Origin of the sequence: Acidovorax sp. 107, from assembly GCF_003058055.1 — a bacterium.
GTDB lineage: Bacteria > Pseudomonadota > Gammaproteobacteria > Burkholderiales > Burkholderiaceae_C > Acidovorax.
In genome coordinates, this window is the sequence record NZ_QBTZ01000001.1 from 2,912,960 (window position 1) to 2,933,019 (window position 20,060).

Consider the following 20,060-nt stretch of genomic DNA (forward strand, 5'->3'; position numbering starts at 1 on the left):
GCAACTGGAACCTGGGAGGCATCTGAGCGCTTCATTTTTGATAGCTGCCAGCGCTTTAAGAATAAGCACCAGAAGCCAAAAATACTTGAAAGTCTTGTCAATCGATGTACTTGAGGCCTGCCTTCTCCAGGCCGGGGCGCATGTTGTACATATCGAGGCCCAGCACGCCGCTGGCGAGCTTGGCGCGCTTTTCGCCTTCAAAGCTCTCGCGCTTTTGCGCGGCGGCCAGCGTCTCGGCCGCGCGGGCGGCGGGCACACACACCACACCATCGTCGTCGGCCACGATCACGTCGCCCGGAGTGACCAGCGCACCGGCGCACACCACGGGGATGTTGACCGAGCCCAGCGTGGCCTTGATGGTGCCCTTGCTGCTGATCGCTTTGCTCCACACGGGGAAGTTCATCTCCTGCAGCGTCTTCACGTCGCGCACACCGGCGTCGATGATGAGGGCGCGCGCGCCACGGGCCTGGAAGGATGTGGCCAGCAGGTCGCCAAAGTAGCCGTCGGTGCACTCCGAGGTGACGGCCGCCACCACGATGTCGCCGGGCTGGATCTGCTCGGCCGCCACATGCATCATCCAGTTGTCGCCGGGCTGCAGCAGCACGGTGACGGCGGTGCCGCTGACCTGCTGGCCGCTGTAGATGGGGCGCATATAGGGCTTGAGCAGGCCCACGCGGCCCATGGCCTCGTGCACGGTGGCCGAGCCGAGGGCGGCCAGGCCGTCGGCCGCTGCGCGATCAGCGCGGGTGATGTTGCGGTAGACAACGCCAAGTTCAAACATGTCAGAGCCCCTTTGCCTTCAGGCGTGAATCGAGTCGGGAGAACACGCGGCGCGTGTTGGCTTCGTAGATCTGGTGCTTGTCGTCGGCACTCAAGATGGTGGAGGCCTCGATGTAGCGCTTGGTGTCGTCGTAGTAGTTGCCGGTGGTGGGGTCGATGCCGCGCACGGCGCCGATCATCTCGCTGGCAAACAGCACGTTCTTCACCGGGATCACGGTGTTCAGCAGGTCGATGCCGGGCTGGTGGTACACGCAGGTGTCGAAGAACACGTTGTTCATCAGGTGCGTGTCCAGCAAGGGCTTCTTCATCTCTTGTGCCAGTCCACGGAACCGGCCCCAGTGGTAGGGCACTGCGCCGCCGCCGTGCGGGATCAGGAACTTGAGCGTGGGGAAGTCCTTGAACAGATCGCCCTGGATGAGCTGCATGAAAGCCGTGGTGTCGGCATTCAGGTAGTGCGCACCGGTGGTGTGGAAGCACGCATTGCAGCTGGTGCTCACGTGGATCATGGCGGGCAGGTCGTACTCCACCATCTTTTCGTAGATGGGGTACCAGTGCTTGTCGGTCAGTGGTGGGCTGGTCCAGTGGCCGCCCGAGGGGTCGGGGTTCAGGTTGATGCCCACGGCGCCGTATTCATGCACGCACTTTTCCAGTTCGGGGATGCAGGTGGCCGGGTCCACGCCGGGCGACTGCGGCAGCATGGCCACGGGCACGAAGTGGTCGGGGAACAGCGTGGAGACGCGGTAGCACAGCTCGTTGCAGATGGCGGCCCAGGTGCTCGACACATTGAAGTCGCCAATGTGGTGGGCCATGAAGCTGGCGCGCGGGCTGAACAGCGTGATGTCGCTGCCGCGCTCTTTCATCAGCTTGAGCTGGTTGGTCTCGATGGACTCGCGCAGCTCGTCGTCGCTGATGTGCAGATCCGCCACTTTGGGCATGGCCGCCGGGTCTTTGATGCCGGCGATCTGCGCATTGCGCCAGTTCTCCAGCGCCTTGGGGGCCGTGGTGTAGTGGCCGTGGCAGTCGATGATGAGGCTCATTGTGGGGTGCTCCTGGAAGGTGTTCTGGTGATCGGTCAGGCGGGGGTCATACCCTGTTTCTGCTTGGCTTCAGCCGCAGCAGGAGAGGCCAGGTAGGCCAGCAGCGAATGCGCGGCATCCACCTGTTGCGAATGCACGCCAACGCCTGCGGAAAACGTAGTGGTGATCTGGATGGCCGATGGCAGCGGGCCCACGATCTGGATGCCCTGCACGTGGAGTAACTCGCTCAATTGCTGAAAGCCCAGCGCCACTTCGCCCTTGGCCACCAGCGAGCCCACGGGCACGCCAGGGGGCGCCTGCACCATGCGCGGCGCAATCTGCTCGGCAATGCCCCAGCGCTCGAACAGTTTGCTCAGCGCTACGCCGCTGGGGCCGGTGGACAGGCTGATGCTGGGCGCGGCCAGCACGGCATCGCGCACTGCGCCTTCGCTCGACAGGTCGGGCAGCGGCGCGCCTGCAGGCACGGCCACAGCCACGCCCGAGTGCACCCAGTCCACCTTGCTGCCGGGTACCAAGTGGCCCGCAGCCATGAGCTTGTCGATGGCATCGGAGGCGAGGATGACGACATCGAAGGCCTCACCGGCCGCCACACGCTTGGCGGCGTCCACACCGCCCACCGACTCGACGGCGGCCTGCGTGCCCGACTGCTGTGCAAAGCCGGCCACGAGGTCGGCCAGCACCTGGCGCGTGGCCATGGAAGAAATGCCTCGGATCACTGGCTGCGTCATGCGTTATCTCCTGCCGGGCTGCAGGTGGCCCAGGCGGTGCGTGCAGTTGTATACATGCCGCCGATTGTGGGCAGCGGCGGCCCAAACATGAAGGCGGCACCGGCACTACCAGATATATCATTCCGTGATCGTTGACCTACAGCTATAGCAGAGAGCCTTGCCCATGGACCTGAAGCAGATCGAATACTTTGTGCGGGTGGCCGAGCTGGGCAGCTTTACCCGCGCCTCGGTGGTGCTGGACATCGCCCAGCCTGCGCTGAGCCGCCAGGTGCGCCTGCTGGAGGTGGAGCTGCGCCAGAACCTGCTGGTGCGCAACGGCCGGGGCGCCACGCCCACCGAGGCGGGCAAGCTGCTGCTGGAGCACGGGCGCGGCATCCTGCACCAGGTGGAGCGCGCGCGGGAAGAGCTGGGCCGCGTGCGCGGTGCGCTGGCCGGGCGCGTGGCCATTGGCCTGCCGCCCAGCATTGCCAAGGTGCTGACGGTGCCGCTGACGCGCGCCTTCCGGGTGAAGATGCCGGACGCGGCGCTGGCCATCAGCGAGGGGCTGTCGGTGGCCATGCGCGAATCGCTGACCACCGGGCTGCTCGACATTGCACTCCTCTACAACACCACGCCCGCGCCGGGCATCGAGACCACCGCGCTGCTGGAGGAAGACCTGTTTCTGGTGCAGCGCCGCGCCGGGGGCCAGAGCGAGGCGGAGGCCGACGCCCTGGCCCGCACGCCCCTGCCGCTGGACGAGCTGCCGCGCTTTCCGCTGATCATCCCCACACGCCCCAACTCCATCCGCATGCTGGTCGAATCCGAACTCGCCGCACGCGGCAAACGCCCGCAGATCAGCCTGGAGATCGACGGCGTGGCCGCCATCCTGGACCTGGTGGCCGATGGCGCGGGCTGCGCCGTGTTGCCCATGAATGCAGTCACCACCTCGGGCAAGGCCGAAGTGTTCAGCACCCGACCCATCCACGGCGCGGGCAGCGATGGGGAGAGCGAGGGCGAAGACGGCAACACCCGTCTGCGCAGCAAGCTGTTCATGGCCGTGAGCTCGCAGCGCCCCGCCACGCTCACGCAGCAGGCGATGGCGGAGTTGATTCGGACGACGCTGCAGGCGTTGTATAGAAGCCCCCCCTGAGGCGCTACGCGCCTTCCCCCCCAGGGGGGACGACGCCATCACTGCGGGGCGGCCCTTGCTCGGCGTCCATGATCTACGGCCGCGCCAGTTTTATAGGGCAGCGCCCCATCAAAGGGGTCGAGGCGTCAACCCGCATCAGCTGGAGATGACAAACTGCCTAGCACCCGGTCCGCATAGTCCTGCCAGCGCGCGTCCTTGGGCAGGCCTTGAAACACGCCTTCGCGGGCCAGGTCGGCCACCCACTGCTGCTTGGCGGCGACGGCGGAGGCCATCAGCGGTTCCATGCCGGCCTCGTGCACCGTCTGGGCGGACTCGCGCATTTCCTCGGCGCGGCGCTGGCCGTGTTGCACCACGCGGCTGAAGAAGTAGCGGCCTTGTTCGTGCCAGTCGATGGACGGGAAGGTTTCGGCCAGCGTGGGCAGCACATGCTCTTCCACGCCGTATCGGCGGGCTGTGGCGTAGCTCTCGATGACCAACGCCTCCAGCCCTTTGATCATGATGCTGCGGCACATCTTGATGGCGCTGGCCACGCCCAGTTGCTCGCTCACCGGTTGGGCATCCATGCCCCAGCTGGTCAGCACCGCGGCCAGTGCGGCAGCTTGCGCGCCGCCCAGCAGCATGGGCACGCGGATGCCGTAGGGCGGCACCGAGGTCATCACGCCCGCCTCGACATAGTGCGCGCCCCGCGCCTCGATGAGCACCGCGGCCTGCCGCTTGGTGCCGGGCGATGCAGAGTTGAGGTCCAGGAAAACGGTGCCGGGGCGGATGTGCTGCGCAGCCTCCTGCGCCACGGCCAGCGTGTTCGACGCGGTGACCGCCGAGATGATGCAGTCGCAGCGCGCACACAGCGCCTGCATCGCATCCACCGCCACCACACCCGCCTGCGCGGCGTGCTTCTGCTGGGCGTCGCGGTGCGCGGGGTCGGCCAATTTCAGGTCCCACGCAGCGACGGAGGCCACGCCACGCTGGACGCGCAAGCCCGCACTGAAGATCTTGCCCACCTCGCCATAGCCCACGAGGCCGATGTGTGTGATGTTCATTCGATGTTCCTTCCTGCCCCTGCACCACCGCTGGCAACGCTGGCGCGCAGCGGGGTGGTACTCACTGACGCGCGATCTTGGCCTTGGCGATCACATCGCCCCAGCGGCGCACATCGGCCGCCAGGTGCTCGCCCAGCTGCGCGGGGGTACTGCCCTGGGCATTGAGGTTCAGCTCCAGCAGGCGCTTTTTCACATCGGGCTGGGCCAGTGCCGCCTGCACTTCGCGCGAGAGGCGCTCCACCACCGCCGGGGGCGTCTTGGCAGGAACGGCCAGGCCGTTCCACGACGTGACGTTGAAGCCCGCGAGCGGTCCGCCACTCTCGCGCACCGTGGGCACATCGGGCAGCTGCGGCGCCCGCTGCGCGCCCATCACGGCCAGCGGCCGCAGGGCCTTGGCGCCGATCTGCGGCATGAGTCCGCCCAGGATGTCGATCATCACGTCGATCTCGCCACCCCGCAGCGCCGTGATGATCGGCGGCGTGCCGTTGAAGGGCACCACCTGCGCGTCGATGCCCGCCGTCACCTTGAACAGCTCGGCCGCCAGGTTCTGTGTGGTGCCGATCTGCGGGGTGCCGATGTTGAGCTGGCCGGGGTGGGCGCGCGCATACGTGAGCAAGTCGGCCAGCGTGCGAAAGCGCCCACCTTCCTTCACCACCACGGCCAGATCGAACGTGGCCAGCAGGGAAACGGGCGCAAAGTCCTTGAGCGTGTCAAAAGGCAGCGACTGGAACAGCGCCGCACTCACCGCTGTGCCGCTGCTCACCAGCAGCAGCGTGTGCCCATCAGGCTCGGCCCGCGCCACCACATCGCCTGCCACCACGCCACCGGCGCTGGGCTTGTTTTCGATGACCACGCTTTGCCCTAGCGGGCCAGCAATCTTTTGGCCCACCGTGCGCGCCGTGATGTCGGCCGCGCCGCCCGCCGCATTGGGCACGACGATGCGCAGCGGGCGTGAGGGAAAAGCGGCCTGCGCGCTGGCCGCACCGCCGAACGACGCTACCAGCCACGCCAGGAGGGTTCTGCGGTGCACGGCGCTCATGGTGCGCGCTACCGCGCCACGCCCAGCAGGCGGTCCAGCAGCTCGGGCTGCGCGCTCAGCTCGGCGGCGCTGCCGGTGTGCACCACGGTGCCCCGGTCCAGCACGGCGGCGTGGTCCGAGATGGCCAGGATGGCCTGCGGGTGCTGCTCCACGATGATGGCCGACAGCCCCTCTTCGCGCGTGATGCGGCGGATGGCGCGCAGCAGCTCTTCCACGATGATGGGTGCCAGGCCTTCCAGCGGCTCGTCGAGCAGCAGCAGGCGCGGGTTGAGCACCAACGCGCGGCCCACGGCCAGCATCTGCTGCTCGCCGCCGGAGAGCTGCGTGCCCAGGTTGGTCTTGCGCTCGGCCAGGCGCGGGAACATTTCGTACACGCGCTCGGGCGTCCACTGCCGTGCGGTGGAGCCTTTGCGGCCCGGGCGGGCCACGGCCGTGAGGTTTTCATGCACGGTCAGCGACTTGAAGATGTTGCGCTCCTGCGGCACCCAGCCGATGCCGGCGGCTGCGCGCTCGTGCGGGGGCAGCTTGTGCAGCGCCACGCCACCCAGGCTCACCGTGCCCGCATGCTGGCGTGTGGCGCCGGCCAGCGTGTTGATGAGCGTGGTCTTGCCCGTGCCGTTGCGGCCCAGCAGGGCCAGCGTGTCGCCTTCGGGCAGGGCCAGCGAGATGCCTTGCAGCACCACGGCTTCGCCGTAGCCTGCGCTCAGGCCTTCGATGCGCAGCAGCTCGGTCTTAGACATGGGCGTCCTCCCCATGGCCCAGGTACACGGCCTTCACCTGCGGGTCGTTGGCAATGGTGTCGGGGTCGCCCTCGGTGAGCACGGTGCCGTTGACCAGCACCGTCATGCGGTTGGCAAAGCTGAAAACCAGGTCCATATCGTGTTCGATCAACAGCACCGAGACATCGGCGGGCAGGGCGGCCACGGTCTGCAGCAGCTCTTCGCGCTCACCCGCTGGCACGCCGGCCACGGGCTCGTCGAGGAGCAGCACACGCGGCTCGCAGGCCAGTGCAATCGCAATCTCCAGCAGGCGGCGCTTGCCATAGGCCAGCACGCGGGTTTCCTCGCCCATCACGGACGTGAGGTGGAACTGCTCCAGCAGCTGCTCGCAGCGCTCGGTGACGGCGCGGCGCGCACCCAGCGGCTGCCACCATTTGCTGCCCAGGCCCTGCTGCTGGGACACGGTCAGGGCCAGCGTCTCCAGCGGCGTGAGGGTGTCGAACAATTGGTTGATCTGGAAGGTGCGCACCATGCCGCGCTGCACGCGCTGGTGCGGCGCCAGGCGCGTGATGTCCTGGCCTTCGAGCGTGATGGAGCCCTCGGTGGGCTCCAGCACGCCGGTCAGCAGGTTGATGAGCGTGGTCTTGCCCGCCCCGTTAGGGCCGATGAGCGCATGGCGTGCGCCCTTTTGCAGGTTGATCGTGACGTTGTTGGTGGCCGTGATGCCGCCAAAACGCTTGACCAGGCCCTGCGCCGACAGCACGGTGTTGGAAGTGGTGTTGTTCATGTCAGTGGCCTCCCGCTTTGGGGGCGGCCCCGGCCTTGCGGCCAGCGCCAAACCAGGTCCAGGGGCGGAACAGGCGGTCGCGCCCGACCAGCACCAGCACCACCAGGAACAGGCCGACCCAGAAGGTCCAGTACTGCGGCGTGATGGACGAGATCACGTCCTGCAGCAGCTTGAAACCGATGGCGCCCAGGATGCCGCCATACAGCCAGCCCACGCCGCCGATCACAAGAATCAGCATCACGTCGGCCGAGCGGTGAAACTCGAACAGGTCGAGCGAGGCAAAGCCCGTGGTCTGCGTCAGCAGCGCGCCCGCAGCACCGGCCAGCGCAGCGGCCAGCGTGTACACCTGCGCCAGCTTGGCCGTCACCGGGATACCGATGGCCATGGCGCGCAGCCGGTTGTCGCGAATGGCCTTGAGCGTGGCGCCAAAGGGCGACTGCACGATGCGGCGAGCGATCAGAAAGAACACCAGCAGCACCGTGAGCGAATACCACGCGGCCGTGCGGCCATAGAGGTCAAATTCAAACTTGCCGAGCACCGGGCCCATCATCACGCCCTGCAGACCGTCGGCACCGCCGGTCAGCCAGTCGAGCTTGTTGGCCAGCTCCAGCATCACCAGGCCCACGCCCAGCGTGACCATGAGGCGCGTGAGATCGGTGCCGCGCATGATGGTGAGCGACGCTACAGCGCCCAGCACCGTGGCCGCAGCAATGCCCACGGCCAGGCCCACCAGCGGGTCGGGCATCACATGCTTGGCAAACAGCGCGGCCGCATAGCCGCCCAGGCCAAAGAAGGCTGCGTGGCCCAGCGAGACGATGCCGGTGTAGCCCAGGATCAGGTCCAGCGAGAGGGCGAACAGCGCCACGATGGCGATCTCGTTGATGATGAGCGCGTGGCTGGGCAGCGCGAGCGGCGCAGCGAAGGCCAGCAGCCACAGCACGGGCTCCCACCAGCGAAAGCGCCGGGCCTGCAGCAGGGGGTTGTGCGGGTTCGCCATCACTTGCCCCCCTTGCGCACAAAGAGGCCCTGGGGGCGCCAGATGAGGATCAGGATCATGAGGCTGTACACGATGAAGGCGCCCAGCTTGGGGATGTAGTACTTACCCGCTACGTCGGCAATGCCGAGCAGCAAGGCGGCCAGCAGCGGGCCGGTGATGGACGAGGTGCCACCCACGGCCACCACGATCAAAAAGTAGATCATGAACTTGAGCGGGAAGCTCGGGTCGAGCCCCAGCACTTCAGCGCCCAGAGCGCCGCCCAGGCCCGCGAGGCCCGAGCCGAACGCGAAGGTGGACAAGAACACGATGTTCACGTTGATGCCCATGCCTGCGGCCACGCGCTGGTCGTCCACACTGGCGCGCAGGCGGCTGCCGAAGCGGGTTTTGGTGAGCACGTACTGCAGGCCCACGGTGAGCGCAGCGCACACCGCGATGATGAACAGTCGGTAGTGGCCCATGCCCAGCATGAGGGCGCCGCTGCCGACCTCGGTGCGGCCCTTGAGCCATTCGGGCAGCTGCATGATCTGCTGCGTCGAGCCCACGAAATAGTCCACACTGGCCACGGCCATGAACACCAGACCGATAGAGAACAGCACCTGGTCCAGGTGGGCCTTGTGGTACAGCGGCCGGTACAGCGTGCGCTCCAGCACGCCCCCCAGCACGGCGGTGCCCACAAACGCGAGCGGCAGGCAGACCAGGAAGGGCACGTCCAGCCGCTGCATGAGCAGCACCGTGATATAGCCCCCCGCCATGGCAAAGGCCCCGTGCGCCAGGTTGATGAAGTTCATCAGCCCCATGGTCACGGCCAACCCTACCGCCAGGATGAACAGCAGCATGCCGTAGGCAACGCCGTCGAAAAGAATGGTCAGCATGAAATCACTTCATTGAAGACAAAAAAGGCCGCCGCACTGAGGCTGTGGCTGGGTATCTAACTGAAAGACTGTCGGCTCAAGGGGCTTGCCCCGGCTTCGACAGGCTCAGCCCGAACGGTAAGAGTGCCAGGCACGAACGCACCATACAGGCAGCACCCCACATGAGAACTCCACTCGCGACTACTGGCGCGCCCTGAGCCAGTGCCGCCGTGCAAGGGCCGCCCCGCCGCAGGGGCGGCGTCCCCCTGGGGGGAAGCCGCGAAGCGGCTCAGGGGGGCTTCCTGCTTAGGGGGTTACTTCGTCTTGCCGGGGTCCTTGACGTCCTTGATCACGTCGAATTCCACGTTGTACAGCTGACCGTTCACACGCTCCACCTTGCGCAGGTACACGTCCTGCACGATGTCGCGGGTCTGCGCATCGATGAACACCTTGCCGCGTGGGCTCTCGAAGATCTGGCCCTTCATGGCGGCCAGCAGGGCGTCGCCGCCGCCGGCACCCTTGGTGGTCTTGAGCGCTTCGTAGATCACGCGCATGCCGTCATAGCCACCCACGGCCATGAAGTTGGGGCGCAGGCCCTTGTTGGCCTTCTCAAAGGCTTCCACAAACTTCTTGTTCATGGGCGAGGGGTGCGCAGCCGAGTAGTGGTGCGAGGTGACCACGCCCAGAGCGCCGTCGCCCATGTCGTTCAGTTGATCGTCATCCGTCACGTCACCGGTGCCGATGAGCTTGATGCCGGCCTTGTCCATGCCGCGCTCCAGGAACTGCTTCATCACCGCAGCGCCCGCGCCCGAGGGCACAAAGACGAACAACGCATCGGGCTTGGCGTCGCGCACCTTCTGCAGGAAGGGGGCGAAGTCTGGGTTGCGCAGCGGCACGCGCAGGGCTTCGGTCACCTGGCCGCCGTTGAACGTGAGGCGCTGGTTGAAGTACTTTTCTGCATCGATGCCAGGGCCGTAGTCGCTCACCAGCGTGACCACCTTTTTGATGCCGTTCTTGGGCGCCCAGTCGGCCAGCGCCACCGACACCTGCGGCAGCGTGAAGCTGGTGCGCACCACATAGGGCGAGGCCTCGGTGATGCTGGAGGTGGCAGCGGCCATCACCACCAGCGGGGTCTTGGACTGGGTGGCCAGCGGGGCGGTGGCCATGGCCGAGGGCGTGATGCCCATGCCAGCCAGCACGTTGACCTTTTCGTTGACGACCAGCTCCTGGGCCATGCGGCGGGTCACGTCGGGCAGGCTGGTGTCGTCCTTGACGATGAGCTGCACCTTCTTGCCACCCACCATGTCGCCGTTCTGCGCCATGTAGAGCCGTGCGGCGGCCTCGATCTGGCGGCCCGTGGTGGCCTGTTGGCCAGTCATGGGCAGGACCAGGCCGATCTTGAACACGTTGTCCTGGGCAGCGGCGGGCACGGCGGCCAGGCCGGTGGACAGCACGATGGCTGCCGCAGCCGAAGCACGAAGAAGGTGGCGTTTTTGCATCGTTGTCTCCTGTGGAAAGTCGTTGTATACAGAAAAAACTGCGGCGAGTTTGGCGTGCGCTGGGTTATTTCACAAGCGCAAATTCAAGCATTCAGGTATCACCAAATGACATAACAGACGAGCCACGCCCAAGCCTCGGTCGCCTGTTTATGCCCGCTCCCGGATCAGCTGTACACCGGGCAAGCCCTGCACCTGCGACGCCTGCACTGCCGCCAGCAGGTTGCGCCGGGTGATGCGCGAGTGCTCCCGCAGGATGGCCTCGGCCCGTGCGCCCTCGCGCCGCTCGATGGCGTCCAGTGCTTGCCGGTGCTGGTCCTGCGCCACCACGAGCATGTCACGCGCTTGGGCCGAATGCGTCTGCACCACCACAAACGCCGAGGGCGATGCAAAGGGCAGGCCCTTGACACGGTCCAGCTCCCGGGCGACCACGTCACTGCCCACCATGCGGCTCAGCAGCAGGTGAAACCGCGCATTGAGGTCCACGTAGCGCGAAAAGCCCTCGTCGTCCAGCATGGGCGGGGCCAGCGTGGCATCGATGGCATCGAGGCAGGCATGGGCCTCCGCCAGCAGGGCAGGCGCCACGCCACGCTCTGCGGCCAGCCGGGCGGCCAGGCCCTCCATGGTGCCGCGCAGCTCGATGGCGTCGGCCACGTCGGTTTCAGAGAACGTGCGCACGGCGTAGCCCCCACCGGGCAGCCGGTGCAGCAGGCCCTCTTGCTCCAGCCGCATCAGCGCGGCGCGGATGGGCGTGCGCGACACCCCCAGCTTCTCGACGAGGGTCAGCTCGGCAATGCGGGCGCCGCCGGGCAACTCGCCCGCCAGGATCATCTCGCGCAGGCGCAATTGCGCCTTGACGGCCTGCGAGGTCCCTGCCTCGGCAGGGTCGGACGGCGGGGCAAGGGTCAGGGGGTCGGGAGGGTTCATGGCGGCAGTGGGTGCTGTGGCAAATGGTGGGATTGAAGCCAGCCCTTCGAATGTATACAGAAACCAAGATCACATCCACTCGCACACAAGCAGATCTATTACAAAACAACAACTTATGAGATATACAAAAGTGCAATAGCTGTTTTATGCCTTTTTTATGTATACAGAAAACCAGGTTTTTCGCACAATTGCGGCACCTCAGCTGCGATCTGCGCGCGAGCTGTATACCAAGCTCGCAACAACACCATCCACCCACGGAGAGAGACAACCATGTATCCCAAGAACGCCTGGTACGTAGCCTGCACCCCCGACGAGATCGCGGACAAGCCCCTGGGCCGCACCATCTGCGGCGAGAAGATCGTGTTCTACCGCCCTGCACCCGACCAAGTCGCCGCGCTGGATGATTTCTGCCCCCACCGGGGCGCACCGCTGTCGCTGGGCAGCGTGTGCGAGGGCCAGCTGCAGTGCGGCTACCACGGCCTGCGCGTGGAATGCACCGGCAAGTCGGTGTCCATGCCCGGCCAGCGCGTGCAGGGTTTTCCCAAGGCGCGCAGCTTTCCGGTGGTGGAGCGCTATGGCTTCATCTGGGTGTGGCCCGGTGATGCCGCGCAGGCCGACCCCGCCACCATTCACCACCTGCCCTGGGCCAACAACCCCGAGTGGGCATACGGCGGCGGGCTGTACCACATTGCCTGCGACTACCGCCTGATGATCGACAACCTGATGGACCTGACGCACGAGACCTATGTGCACTCCACCAGCATCGGCCAGAAGGAAATCGACGAGGTGCCCTGCAAGACCCGTGTGGAGGGCGACGAGGTCATCACCAGCCGCTTCATGGAAGGCATCGAGGCCCCACCCTTCTGGAAGATGGCGCTGCGCATGAACGGCCTGCCCGACGACCAGATGGTGGACCGCTGGCAGATCTGCCACTTCAACCCGCCCAGCCATGTGCTGATCGAAGTGGGCGTAGCGCTGGCGGGCCATGGCGGCTACGACGCGCCGGCCGACAAGAAGGCGTCGAGCATCGTGGTGGACTTCATCACGCCCGAGACCGAGACCTCGATCCACTACTTCTGGGGCATGGCGCGCAACTTCAAGCCGCAGGACCCGTCGCTCACCACCCAGATCCGCGACGGCCAGGGCAAGATCTTTGCCGAGGACCAGCAGATGCTGGAGCTGCAGCAGGAGAACCTGACGCGCTATCCCGACCGCAAGCTGCTCATGCTCAACATCGATGCCGGTGGCGTGCAGTCGCGCAAGATTCTGGACCGCCTGCTGGCCGCCGAGCGCGCGCCTGCCGCACCCCAGGCGGTGGCCGCATGACCGCGCAGGAGACCCTGCAGGTCCGCGTCGTCAGGAAGCGGGCCGAGGCCGAAGGCATCGCCAGCTTTGAGCTGGCGCGTTTGGACGGCGCAGCCCTGCCGCCGTTCAGCGCTGGCTCGCATATCGACGTGCACCTGCCGGGTGGACTGGTGCGCCAGTATTCACTGTGCAATGCCTCGCACGAGTCGCACCGCTACCGCATCGCCGTGCTGCGCGACGCGGCATCGCGCGGCGGCTCCGTCGCCATGCACGACAGCGTGCATGAAGGCGACGTCGTCACCATCAGCACGCCGCGCAACCACTTTGCCCTGCACCCGGCACAGCGCACCGTGCTGCTGGCGGGTGGCATTGGCGTGACGCCACTGCTGTGCATGGCCGACCGGCTGGCGCGCACAGGCGCCGACTTTGCACTGCACTACTGCACGCGTTCGGTAGAGCGCACCGCGTTTGCCGCCGAAATTGCCGCTTCGCCCCTCGCGCCACACACCCACTTCCACTTTGATGCGGGAGCCCCCGAGCAGAAGCTCGACACCGCCGCCGTGCTGGCCGCCCCCGGACCCGACAAGCGCCTGTATGTGTGTGGCCCGGCCGGCTTCATCGACCATGTGGTGGCCACCGCCAAGGCCCAGGGCTGGGCGCAGGACCACATCCACCTCGAATACTTTGGCGCCCCGGCGCAGGACACCTCGGGCGACCAGGGCTTTGAAGTGCGCATTGCCAGCACTGGCAAGGTCTACCCCATTGCGCCCGATGTGTCGGTGGTGGAAGCGCTGCGCAAGGAGGGCATCGACATCCTCACATCCTGCGAGCAGGGCGTATGCGGCACCTGCCTCACGCGCGTGCTGGAGGGCGAGGTGGACCACCGCGACATGTACCTGACGGACGAGGAAAAGGCAGCCAACGAGCAGTTCATGCCCTGCTGCTCGCGCGCGCGCAGCAAGCTGCTCGTGCTCGACCTGTAGGCAACCCCAAACAAAAGGCGCTGCCAGCTTATGGCTGCAGCGCCTTTTTCATTCACTCCTGAATTGATAGCTGTCAGTGCACATAAATCATGCACTAGCGGCCTATTTCACCTGAACTACTCTTCTGCGGCCGCCGCGCGGATGGTGTCACGGCCGTTGCGGTCCTTCACCCGGCCCAGGTCGGCGTCGAGGGCGCGGGCCAGCTTGTCGGCCGCGCCGATGAAGGCGTTGGCCATCTTGTCGGCGTCGTCAGTCACGGTGATGGGCTGACGGCCCGTGACGCGCGCCTCGATGCGGCAGCGCTTGTCATTGGCGCCGGACTTGCCCGCATCCACGTCGGACAGAAACACCTCCAGCCGCGTCACATGGTCCTGGAAACGCGACAGCCGGCTCTTGCACTCGTCCGTGATCCAGCGGGCCAGAGAATCGCCGCCTTGGATGTGGTCGTCGGTATTGACTTGTACTTGCATGGGGAGGGTCCTTCCTGATGAAGTTGCGAAGTCCCCATCATGGCACCAGCCTCCATGCCCCCGGTAAATACATGTCAAAGGATGTTGGATGGGCTCGCACTACAACTTGTCGAGCGCCACGGCGGGTTGCCAGGGCGCCCCGGGGGGCAACGCCCGCGCTTCGTCCACGCGCGCCATGAGGCGGGTGGCGGCCAGGTCGCCGGGCAGCCGCCCCAGCACCCGCGCCAGCTGCGCCTCGGCACCGTGCCAATCGCGCGCACGGAAGGCCGCCAGCGCCGCGCTGCTGGCCTCGCGCACCAGGGCGTCGTCACAGGGTGTGAACACCCGCACGGGCTCGGTCTTGCCTTTGACGATCACATCGTCCAGCGCGCGCAACGCCACCGTGGGCGGCAGCTGCGCCGCCGTGGCTTCCGACAGCAGGATGCCGGTGCCAAAAGCCTTGTTGGCGCCCTCCAGCCGCGCGGCCAGGTTCACCGCGTCACCAATCGCCGTGTACGAAAAGCGCTGGTCCGAGCCGACATTGCCCACCACCACGCGCCCCGTGTGCAGCCCGATGCGCATGTGGATGGGCGGCAGGCCGCGCGCACGCAGATCGGCCACCAGCGCGGCCATGGCCTGCTGCATGGCGACGGCAGCGGCCACCGCGTGTTCGGCATGCTGCGGGTCGTCCAGCGGCGCACCCCAGAAGGCCATCACTGCGTCGCCGATGAACTTGTCGACCGTACCACCCGTGGCATGCACGATGGGCGTCATGGCGTTGAAGTAGCCGGTGAGCACCTCCACCGTCTGCTCGGCGCTAAGCTGCTCAGACATTGTGGTGAAGTTGGCCAGATCGGTGAACATGAGCGTGACCTCGCGCGCCTCGCCGCCCAGGCGCATCAGCTCGGGCTGCGCGATGAGGCGCGAGACCACGGCGGGTGGCACGTACTGTGCAAACATGGCCCGCGTCTGGCGCGCGCGCTGGCGCACGATGGCATAGCCTACCAACGCAGCGGCACCATAGACAGCCACGGCACCAACCGCTGGCAACAGCGGCGGCCACCACAGGCGCAGGCTGACAAACAGCCACCACGACACCGCGCCCATCGCCACCACCAGCGCCGCCGTCAGCGCCCCCGCGCCCGCCGGATGCAGCCGCAGGCTGGCCCAGAGCAGCACCGGCAACAGCAGCGCGGTGATCGCCAGGGTCCACGCGTCTGACACGCTGCGCAGCCCGCCTCCGGTCAGGTAGTTGTCCAGCAGCGTGGCCTGCAGCTCCACCCCGGGGAACAGCCGCTCACCACCCGCCGTGCCAAACGGCGAGTTGAACAAGTCGGCCTGCGAATGCGACAGCTCGGTGGCGGTGCGCGCCGAGCGCCCCACGAGCACGATCTTGCCCTGGAAGAAACCTGCAGGCAGCAGCCCCGGCTCCAGCGCCTGGTAGTACGAGCGCGTGTCGAACGTGCCGCGCGGGCCACGGTAGCCGATCCAGTCGAAGGGGTGCAGCGCCGGGGCTTGGCCCCGCGCATCGGCCGCACGCTGGGCCAGCCGCAGCGCAAAGCCTTCGCGTGCGGCGGGCGCACGGCGCACCACGAAGTCGTCGTCGGGCTCCACCCCGGCATCGCCCGCATCGGCGCCCGCATCCAGAAACCGCTGCAGCGGCTGAATCTCCGTCCACAGCGCGGCATTGGCGCTGTCGATCTTCTCGCGCGCGGAGGCCAACACCACCGGCAACCCCCGCCCCGCTTGCGCAATGGCGCGGTCCAGGGCCGCGTCCTCGGCCTCGGTGGACGGGTCGGCAAACACAACGTCCAGCCCCACGGCAAGCGCACCTTCGGTGCGCAGCCGCTCCAGCAGCGCCGCGTGCATGCTGCGCGGAAAGGGCCAGGTCTGCTGCAGCTCCTGAAAAGTCGGCTCGTCGATCGCGAGGATCACCACGGGGGCCGCCGAGTGGTGCGGCGCAGCCAGCGCCGTCAGCACATCAAAGGTCTTGAACTCCAGCGCGTGCCAGGGGCGGCTCACACTGGCCGCGAGCACCAGCAGCAACGCGAGCGCCCCCGCCGCCAGCGAGAGCCACCGCTGCCGCTGCCGGGCGTGTGGCACGGCCGCCGAATCAGAAGCGGTAGCGCGCATCCAGGACATAGCGGGCCTTTTGCCGGTCCGACTTCGGAGCCCACAGGTTCATGGCCGCAAAGCCCACCACCCAACGCTTGTCCTGCGTTTCCCAGAAACCCATCAGGTCCACACCCCAGCCCGGCGCGCGGCGCGTGAGGTTCTCCTTGTCCTCAAATCGCTCGGACCGGTACACCGCACGCGCGCTCAGGTACAGGCGCTGCGCACTGGCCCAGGTGGCGCCCAGCGCCACGGTGTGGCGGGGGATGTAGGGAATGCGCCCCACCACCTCGGCACCACCGTCCAGCGTGCGGCTTTCGCTGTGCTGGTACAGGTACTTGGCGTAGGCCGACCAGCGACGGCTGAACATGTGGTTGACCGTGCCACCCAGGGTCTGCAGCGTGCCGCGCTCAAAGCTTGGCGTGTCTTCGAGCAGGTCGCTGGTGGACAGGTTGACCAGCTGCGCATTGCGCATCTCTTCGAGGAACGGCAGGCTGGGCGTGCGCAAGTCGACCCCGACGGTGCCAGGGTTGTTCACCCGCAGATGGTCGGCGCGCAGGCCCACGAAAGTGCTGGCGCCCACCTCCATGCCCAGCTGCGCCACCGTGCGCTTGTGGCGGCCCCCGGCTTCGACCAGCCGGTCTTCAACGGGGATGCCCGCGGTCTCCACGCTCGCAAGGGTGGAGACGCTCAAGGGACGCATCCAGTCTTGGTAGGCCACGCGCAGCGTGGTGCCCGCCGCAGGCTGCCACACCGCCCCCAGGCGTGGCGTGACCACGCGCTCGGTGTCCGCGCGGCGGGCTTGCTCTTCGCTGAACTGGTCCAGCCCCACCAGATAGCTCTGCGTGAGGCCGTCCACACGGTGGCGGATTTGCTGCAGGCCCAAGGCAGCGTCCAGGCTCAGCGCCGGGTCCACCCGCTGCGTGGTGGCCAGCGTGAGGCCGGTGTAGCGGCGGTCAATGCGGTTGTAGCCCGCCAGCACCAGATAGTCGCGGTACAGCCCCACGCCGGGAATGTCGGCCACCACAGCGGCCTCGCCCGCCAGCAGGTTGTTCTGGCGCTCATGCACATGCTCCAGGGTCACACTCCAGCGGCTGCCCGGGGTGGTATCCACCGTGTGGCGCAGCTGGATGTCGCTGAAGTCCTTGCGCGGAGCACTGCTCACGCCCATGACGCTCAGGAACGGCGGGTCGATGTAGGCCGTGGGGTAGCGCAGCAGTTGCAGGTTGTCCACACTGCGGCCCAGCTTGATCCAGGTCTGCTCGGTCGGCCCCCACCGGTAGGCCATGCCCAGGGCACCCTGGGTGACGGTGTCGTCCAGCGCCGTCTCCTGCGCGTTCTGGCCCCGCAGGCGCATGCTGAACTGGTTGGCATAGGCAAACAGGTTGATGCGCTCAGTAGGCTGCATGCCCACCCCGGCGGTGATGGCGTGGGCCCGCAGGTCTCCCTCGCCCGCCCGCATGGCGGGAAGGCGGTTGACCTGCAGGTCGAACGGATAGGCACTCACATCCGCCGTCTGTGCTTTGAAGAACCACGACACCGGCACATGGCTGTTGTCCAGGCCATTGAGCGTGACCGCAGGCGCGCGCATGCGGTAGAACTCGTGGTCCAGCGTCACGCCCACCGACCCGTGGCTGCCGGGCTGCTGCAGCAGCGGCGAAAAACGCTGACTGCCGCCAAACGCCATGGGGTCTGTCAGGAAGCCCTGAAACAGCGCTGAGTTCTTGTTGAACTCACCCGCATAGCGGTCCGCCATGAACAGGTGGCTGCCGCCCCAGTAGGGGTAGAAGCTCTGCTGCGCCATCTCCAGCGCCCAGTCTTCCATGCCAAAGAACGCCAGCGATGCGCCCAGGTTGGCACTGCCCTTCTGGTCGTTGGCCACCTGGTTGAGCGACTTGAGGTACGGCATGCGCGCCACGGCGGCGCGCGCGGCCTCCACCGCCTCGCCGGGCCGGAACAGATCGGTGTGGATCTGGGCCAGCAGCATGTAGGGCACCGGGTCCTTGTCGTCCAGCACGGTGGCCTGCTGCAGGGTTGTCAGCGCATCCTGGTGGCGGCCCAGCTGGTAGTACGCCACAGCGGTCCAGGTCTTGGCGCGGGCATAGCGCGGCTCCATCACGCCCGCTCGCAAGAACGCATCCAGCGCGGCATCCGACTGCCCTTGCTTGAGGTGCAGCAAGCCCTGGCCGGTGAGCGCAACGTAGTCCGCAGGGTTGTCGCCCAGCGCGGTGGCAAAGGCCTGACCCGCCTCGGTGAACTGGTTCACAAAAGTTTCCAGCGTGCCCAGCTCGCCCCAGGCGCCGGGCGATTGCGGCGACAGCTGTAGCGCGCGCCGCAGGTTCTCGCGGGCGGGGCGCGGGTCTTCGCGCTCGGCATGTGCGCTGCCCAGGCCTTGCCAGGCGCGAGCATCGCCAGGTGCCAGCGTCTGCGCCTCGGCATAGGCCGCCAGCGTGCCGGGCGCATCGCCCCGGCGCCGGGCCAGCTCGGCGCGCACCAGCGCCAGGTCAGCATGGGGCGTGCCCTGCGCCGGGGCCAGGGTGGCCGCCGCTTCGTCCACACGGTCGCTCAGGATCTGCACCCGCGCCAGTTGTGCCACGAGCGCCGGGTGGGCGGGCCAGCGCTGGAGCGCAGTGCGCAGCGTGTCGGCTGCCGCAACCCCTTCGCCCTCCATCAGCTGCACGTCGGACTGCATGAGCCACGCGGGCAACGGCGCCGCGTCGGCGGCAGCCACCTGCCGCGCCAGCAGGCCGCGCGCGGCCAGCAGGTCGCCCGCCTGGAGGGCCACGGCCGCATCGAACACATCCACCCATGCCGGCGCTGCGGAGGTGCGCGCCTGCGCCAGCGCGGCACGGGCCGCCGCCAGGTCGCGGGCCGCCAGAGCATCCCGCACGGACACCAGTGCTGCAGGCACGGGCTCGGCCGACAGGTGGGGCACCGGGTCGGCCCGCAGTGCATTGACCCACTGGATGCGGTCGCGCGGCTGGCTCAGCACCAGCTTGACCGGGGCCTTGCCCACTTCGGCCAACGCCGCTTCGTTGGCACCCACGGACACCGAACCCTGCGCGTTGGAAAACTCCACCGTGCCCGAGAGCACGGTGATCAGCGTGCGGCCGTCCTCCACACTGATGTCCCAGTCGGTGCCCCGGATGGCCGCCGTCGCAGCCGGCGTCTCCAGGTTCAGACGGCTGCCATCGGCGCGTTTGGTCTGCGTCCACGCACGGCCGGCATTGAGCAGCAAGGTGGTCACGGGCTGCGCCGGGGTGGCCACGCCCTTGACCTGCAGCACCGTATTCTGGTGCAGGCGCAGCTGGGTGTCGTCGGCAAACAGCAGCGCCATCCTGGCGGCCTGCCGCGTGCGCACGAAGTCGCCCTGGGCCAAGGCCTGGGCAAGGCGGGCAGGCGCCCAGTCCGCCGCCACTGCAGCGCGCTGGTCGCCCGCCCCTTGCAGGCTGACGATCTCAGCCGCAGCCCCCGCAGGGACAGTGGCCCGCGCAGCCTGCGGCCAGCAGGCTACGGCGGTCGCGGCGGCCAGCACGGCGAGAGCGGACAAACGGAATGTTGGATGGGACATGTTGTGGCTTTCCGGGAAGGCGGGCATCGCGCCACCCAGTGCCCCTCCCTGGCACCGGGTGAACCGAAATTATGGCGAGCACCCCCGCAAAATCCGCCTCCAGCCGCCGG

At 67.4% G+C, this 20,060-nt stretch carries 16 protein-coding genes and 1 pseudogene; 3 read left to right on the plus strand and 14 right to left on the minus strand.

The features are described from left to right. Positions 1 to 97: 97 nt before the first annotated feature. Genes ligK through C8C99_RS13675 form a run of 3 tightly spaced genes read right to left on the minus strand, consistent with a single transcriptional unit; the run spans position 98 to position 2,545 of the window. Positions 98 to 781 (minus strand): 4-carboxy-4-hydroxy-2-oxoadipate aldolase/oxaloacetate decarboxylase, encoded by a 684-nt coding sequence (gene ligK, locus C8C99_RS13665; protein ID WP_015016178.1) that lies wholly within the window; start codon positions 779 to 781, stop codon positions 98 to 100. Between the two features lies 1 nt (position 782). Then, a complete protein-coding gene (locus C8C99_RS13670) occupies positions 783 to 1,817 on the minus strand; it encodes an amidohydrolase family protein (protein ID WP_108626026.1) in 1,035 nt (344 codons plus the stop codon). Between the two features lie 35 nt (positions 1,818 to 1,852). Then, positions 1,853 to 2,545 carry a substrate-binding domain-containing protein gene (locus tag C8C99_RS13675; protein ID WP_108626027.1) on the minus strand — a complete coding sequence of 231 codons (693 nt, stop codon included), beginning with the start codon at positions 2,543 to 2,545 and terminating at the stop codon, positions 1,853 to 1,855. Positions 2,546 to 2,708: 163 nt separating this feature from the next. Between C8C99_RS13675 and C8C99_RS13680 the strand changes: the two genes are divergently transcribed. After that, entirely contained in the window at positions 2,709 to 3,674 is a 966-nt protein-coding gene (locus C8C99_RS13680; RefSeq protein ID WP_108626028.1) for a LysR substrate-binding domain-containing protein, read from the plus strand. 125 nt (positions 3,675 to 3,799) lie between these two features. Here the strand turns inward: C8C99_RS13680 and C8C99_RS13685 are convergent, their stop codons facing one another. The 8 genes and pseudogenes from C8C99_RS13685 to C8C99_RS13720 all read right to left on the minus strand — a co-directional run bounded on the left by C8C99_RS13685 (position 3,800) and on the right by C8C99_RS13720 (position 11,530). Next, on the minus strand, positions 3,800 to 4,714 hold the full coding sequence (locus C8C99_RS13685) for an NAD(P)-dependent oxidoreductase (RefSeq protein ID WP_108626029.1): 915 nt from the start codon (positions 4,712 to 4,714) through the stop codon (positions 3,800 to 3,802). A 61-nt stretch (positions 4,715 to 4,775) separates the two neighbouring features. Then, positions 4,776 to 5,753 (minus strand): tripartite tricarboxylate transporter substrate binding protein, encoded by a 978-nt coding sequence (locus C8C99_RS13690; protein WP_108626030.1) that lies wholly within the window; start codon positions 5,751 to 5,753, stop codon positions 4,776 to 4,778. Positions 5,754 to 5,761: 8 nt separating this feature from the next. Next, positions 5,762 to 6,493, minus strand: coding sequence for an ABC transporter ATP-binding protein (locus C8C99_RS13695; protein WP_056643805.1), 732 nt, complete (start codon positions 6,491 to 6,493; stop codon positions 5,762 to 5,764). After that, a complete protein-coding gene (locus C8C99_RS13700) occupies positions 6,486 to 7,259 on the minus strand; it encodes an ABC transporter ATP-binding protein (RefSeq protein WP_108626031.1) in 774 nt (257 codons plus the stop codon). The genes C8C99_RS13695 and C8C99_RS13700 overlap by 8 nt, the downstream gene beginning before the upstream one ends. Position 7,260: 1 nt before the next feature. Then, positions 7,261 to 8,256 carry a branched-chain amino acid ABC transporter permease gene (locus C8C99_RS13705; protein WP_108627162.1) on the minus strand — a complete coding sequence of 332 codons (996 nt, stop codon included), beginning with the start codon at positions 8,254 to 8,256 and terminating at the stop codon, positions 7,261 to 7,263. Beyond that, positions 8,256 to 9,128, minus strand: a complete 873-nt coding sequence (locus tag C8C99_RS13710) for a branched-chain amino acid ABC transporter permease (protein ID WP_056643809.1) — start codon at positions 9,126 to 9,128, stop codon at positions 8,256 to 8,258. The genes C8C99_RS13705 and C8C99_RS13710 overlap by 1 nt, the downstream gene beginning before the upstream one ends. Before the next feature lie 293 nt (positions 9,129 to 9,421). Further along, positions 9,422 to 10,609 (minus strand): annotated as a pseudogene (locus tag C8C99_RS13715) (ABC transporter substrate-binding protein); the annotation flags it as partial. Positions 10,610 to 10,753: 144 nt separating this feature from the next. Beyond that, a complete protein-coding gene (locus C8C99_RS13720; protein WP_056643812.1) occupies positions 10,754 to 11,530 on the minus strand; it encodes a GntR family transcriptional regulator in 777 nt (258 codons plus the stop codon). Between the two features lie 270 nt (positions 11,531 to 11,800). Here C8C99_RS13720 and C8C99_RS13725 point away from each other — a divergent pair, with 270 nt between their 5' ends. Both C8C99_RS13725 and C8C99_RS13730 read left to right on the plus strand, forming a co-directional pair. Continuing rightward, positions 11,801 to 12,856: an aromatic ring-hydroxylating dioxygenase subunit alpha gene (locus C8C99_RS13725; RefSeq protein WP_108626032.1), complete on the plus strand. Its 1,056-nt coding sequence runs from the start codon at positions 11,801 to 11,803 to the stop codon at positions 12,854 to 12,856. Continuing rightward, positions 12,853 to 13,818, plus strand: a complete 966-nt coding sequence (locus C8C99_RS13730) for a PDR/VanB family oxidoreductase (RefSeq protein ID WP_108626033.1) — start codon at positions 12,853 to 12,855, stop codon at positions 13,816 to 13,818. Before C8C99_RS13725 ends, C8C99_RS13730 begins: the two co-directional genes overlap by 4 nt. Positions 13,819 to 13,934: 116 nt before the next feature. On the opposite strand, the gene C8C99_RS13735 is transcribed toward C8C99_RS13730, so the two are convergent. The 3 genes from C8C99_RS13735 to C8C99_RS13745 all read right to left on the minus strand — a co-directional run bounded on the left by C8C99_RS13735 (position 13,935) and on the right by C8C99_RS13745 (position 19,950). Next, complete coding sequence (locus C8C99_RS13735; protein ID WP_056643818.1) at positions 13,935 to 14,288, minus strand: HPF/RaiA family ribosome-associated protein; 354 nt, start codon at positions 14,286 to 14,288, stop codon at positions 13,935 to 13,937. A gap of 99 nt (positions 14,289 to 14,387) precedes the next feature. After that, on the minus strand, positions 14,388 to 16,409 hold the full coding sequence (locus C8C99_RS13740) for a CHASE2 domain-containing protein (RefSeq protein ID WP_108626034.1): 2,022 nt from the start codon (positions 16,407 to 16,409) through the stop codon (positions 14,388 to 14,390). Beyond that, positions 16,381 to 19,950 (minus strand): TonB-dependent receptor domain-containing protein, encoded by a 3,570-nt coding sequence (locus C8C99_RS13745; protein ID WP_108627163.1) that lies wholly within the window; start codon positions 19,948 to 19,950, stop codon positions 16,381 to 16,383. The genes C8C99_RS13740 and C8C99_RS13745 overlap by 29 nt, the downstream gene beginning before the upstream one ends. Between the last annotated feature and the right edge of the window lie 110 nt (positions 19,951 to 20,060).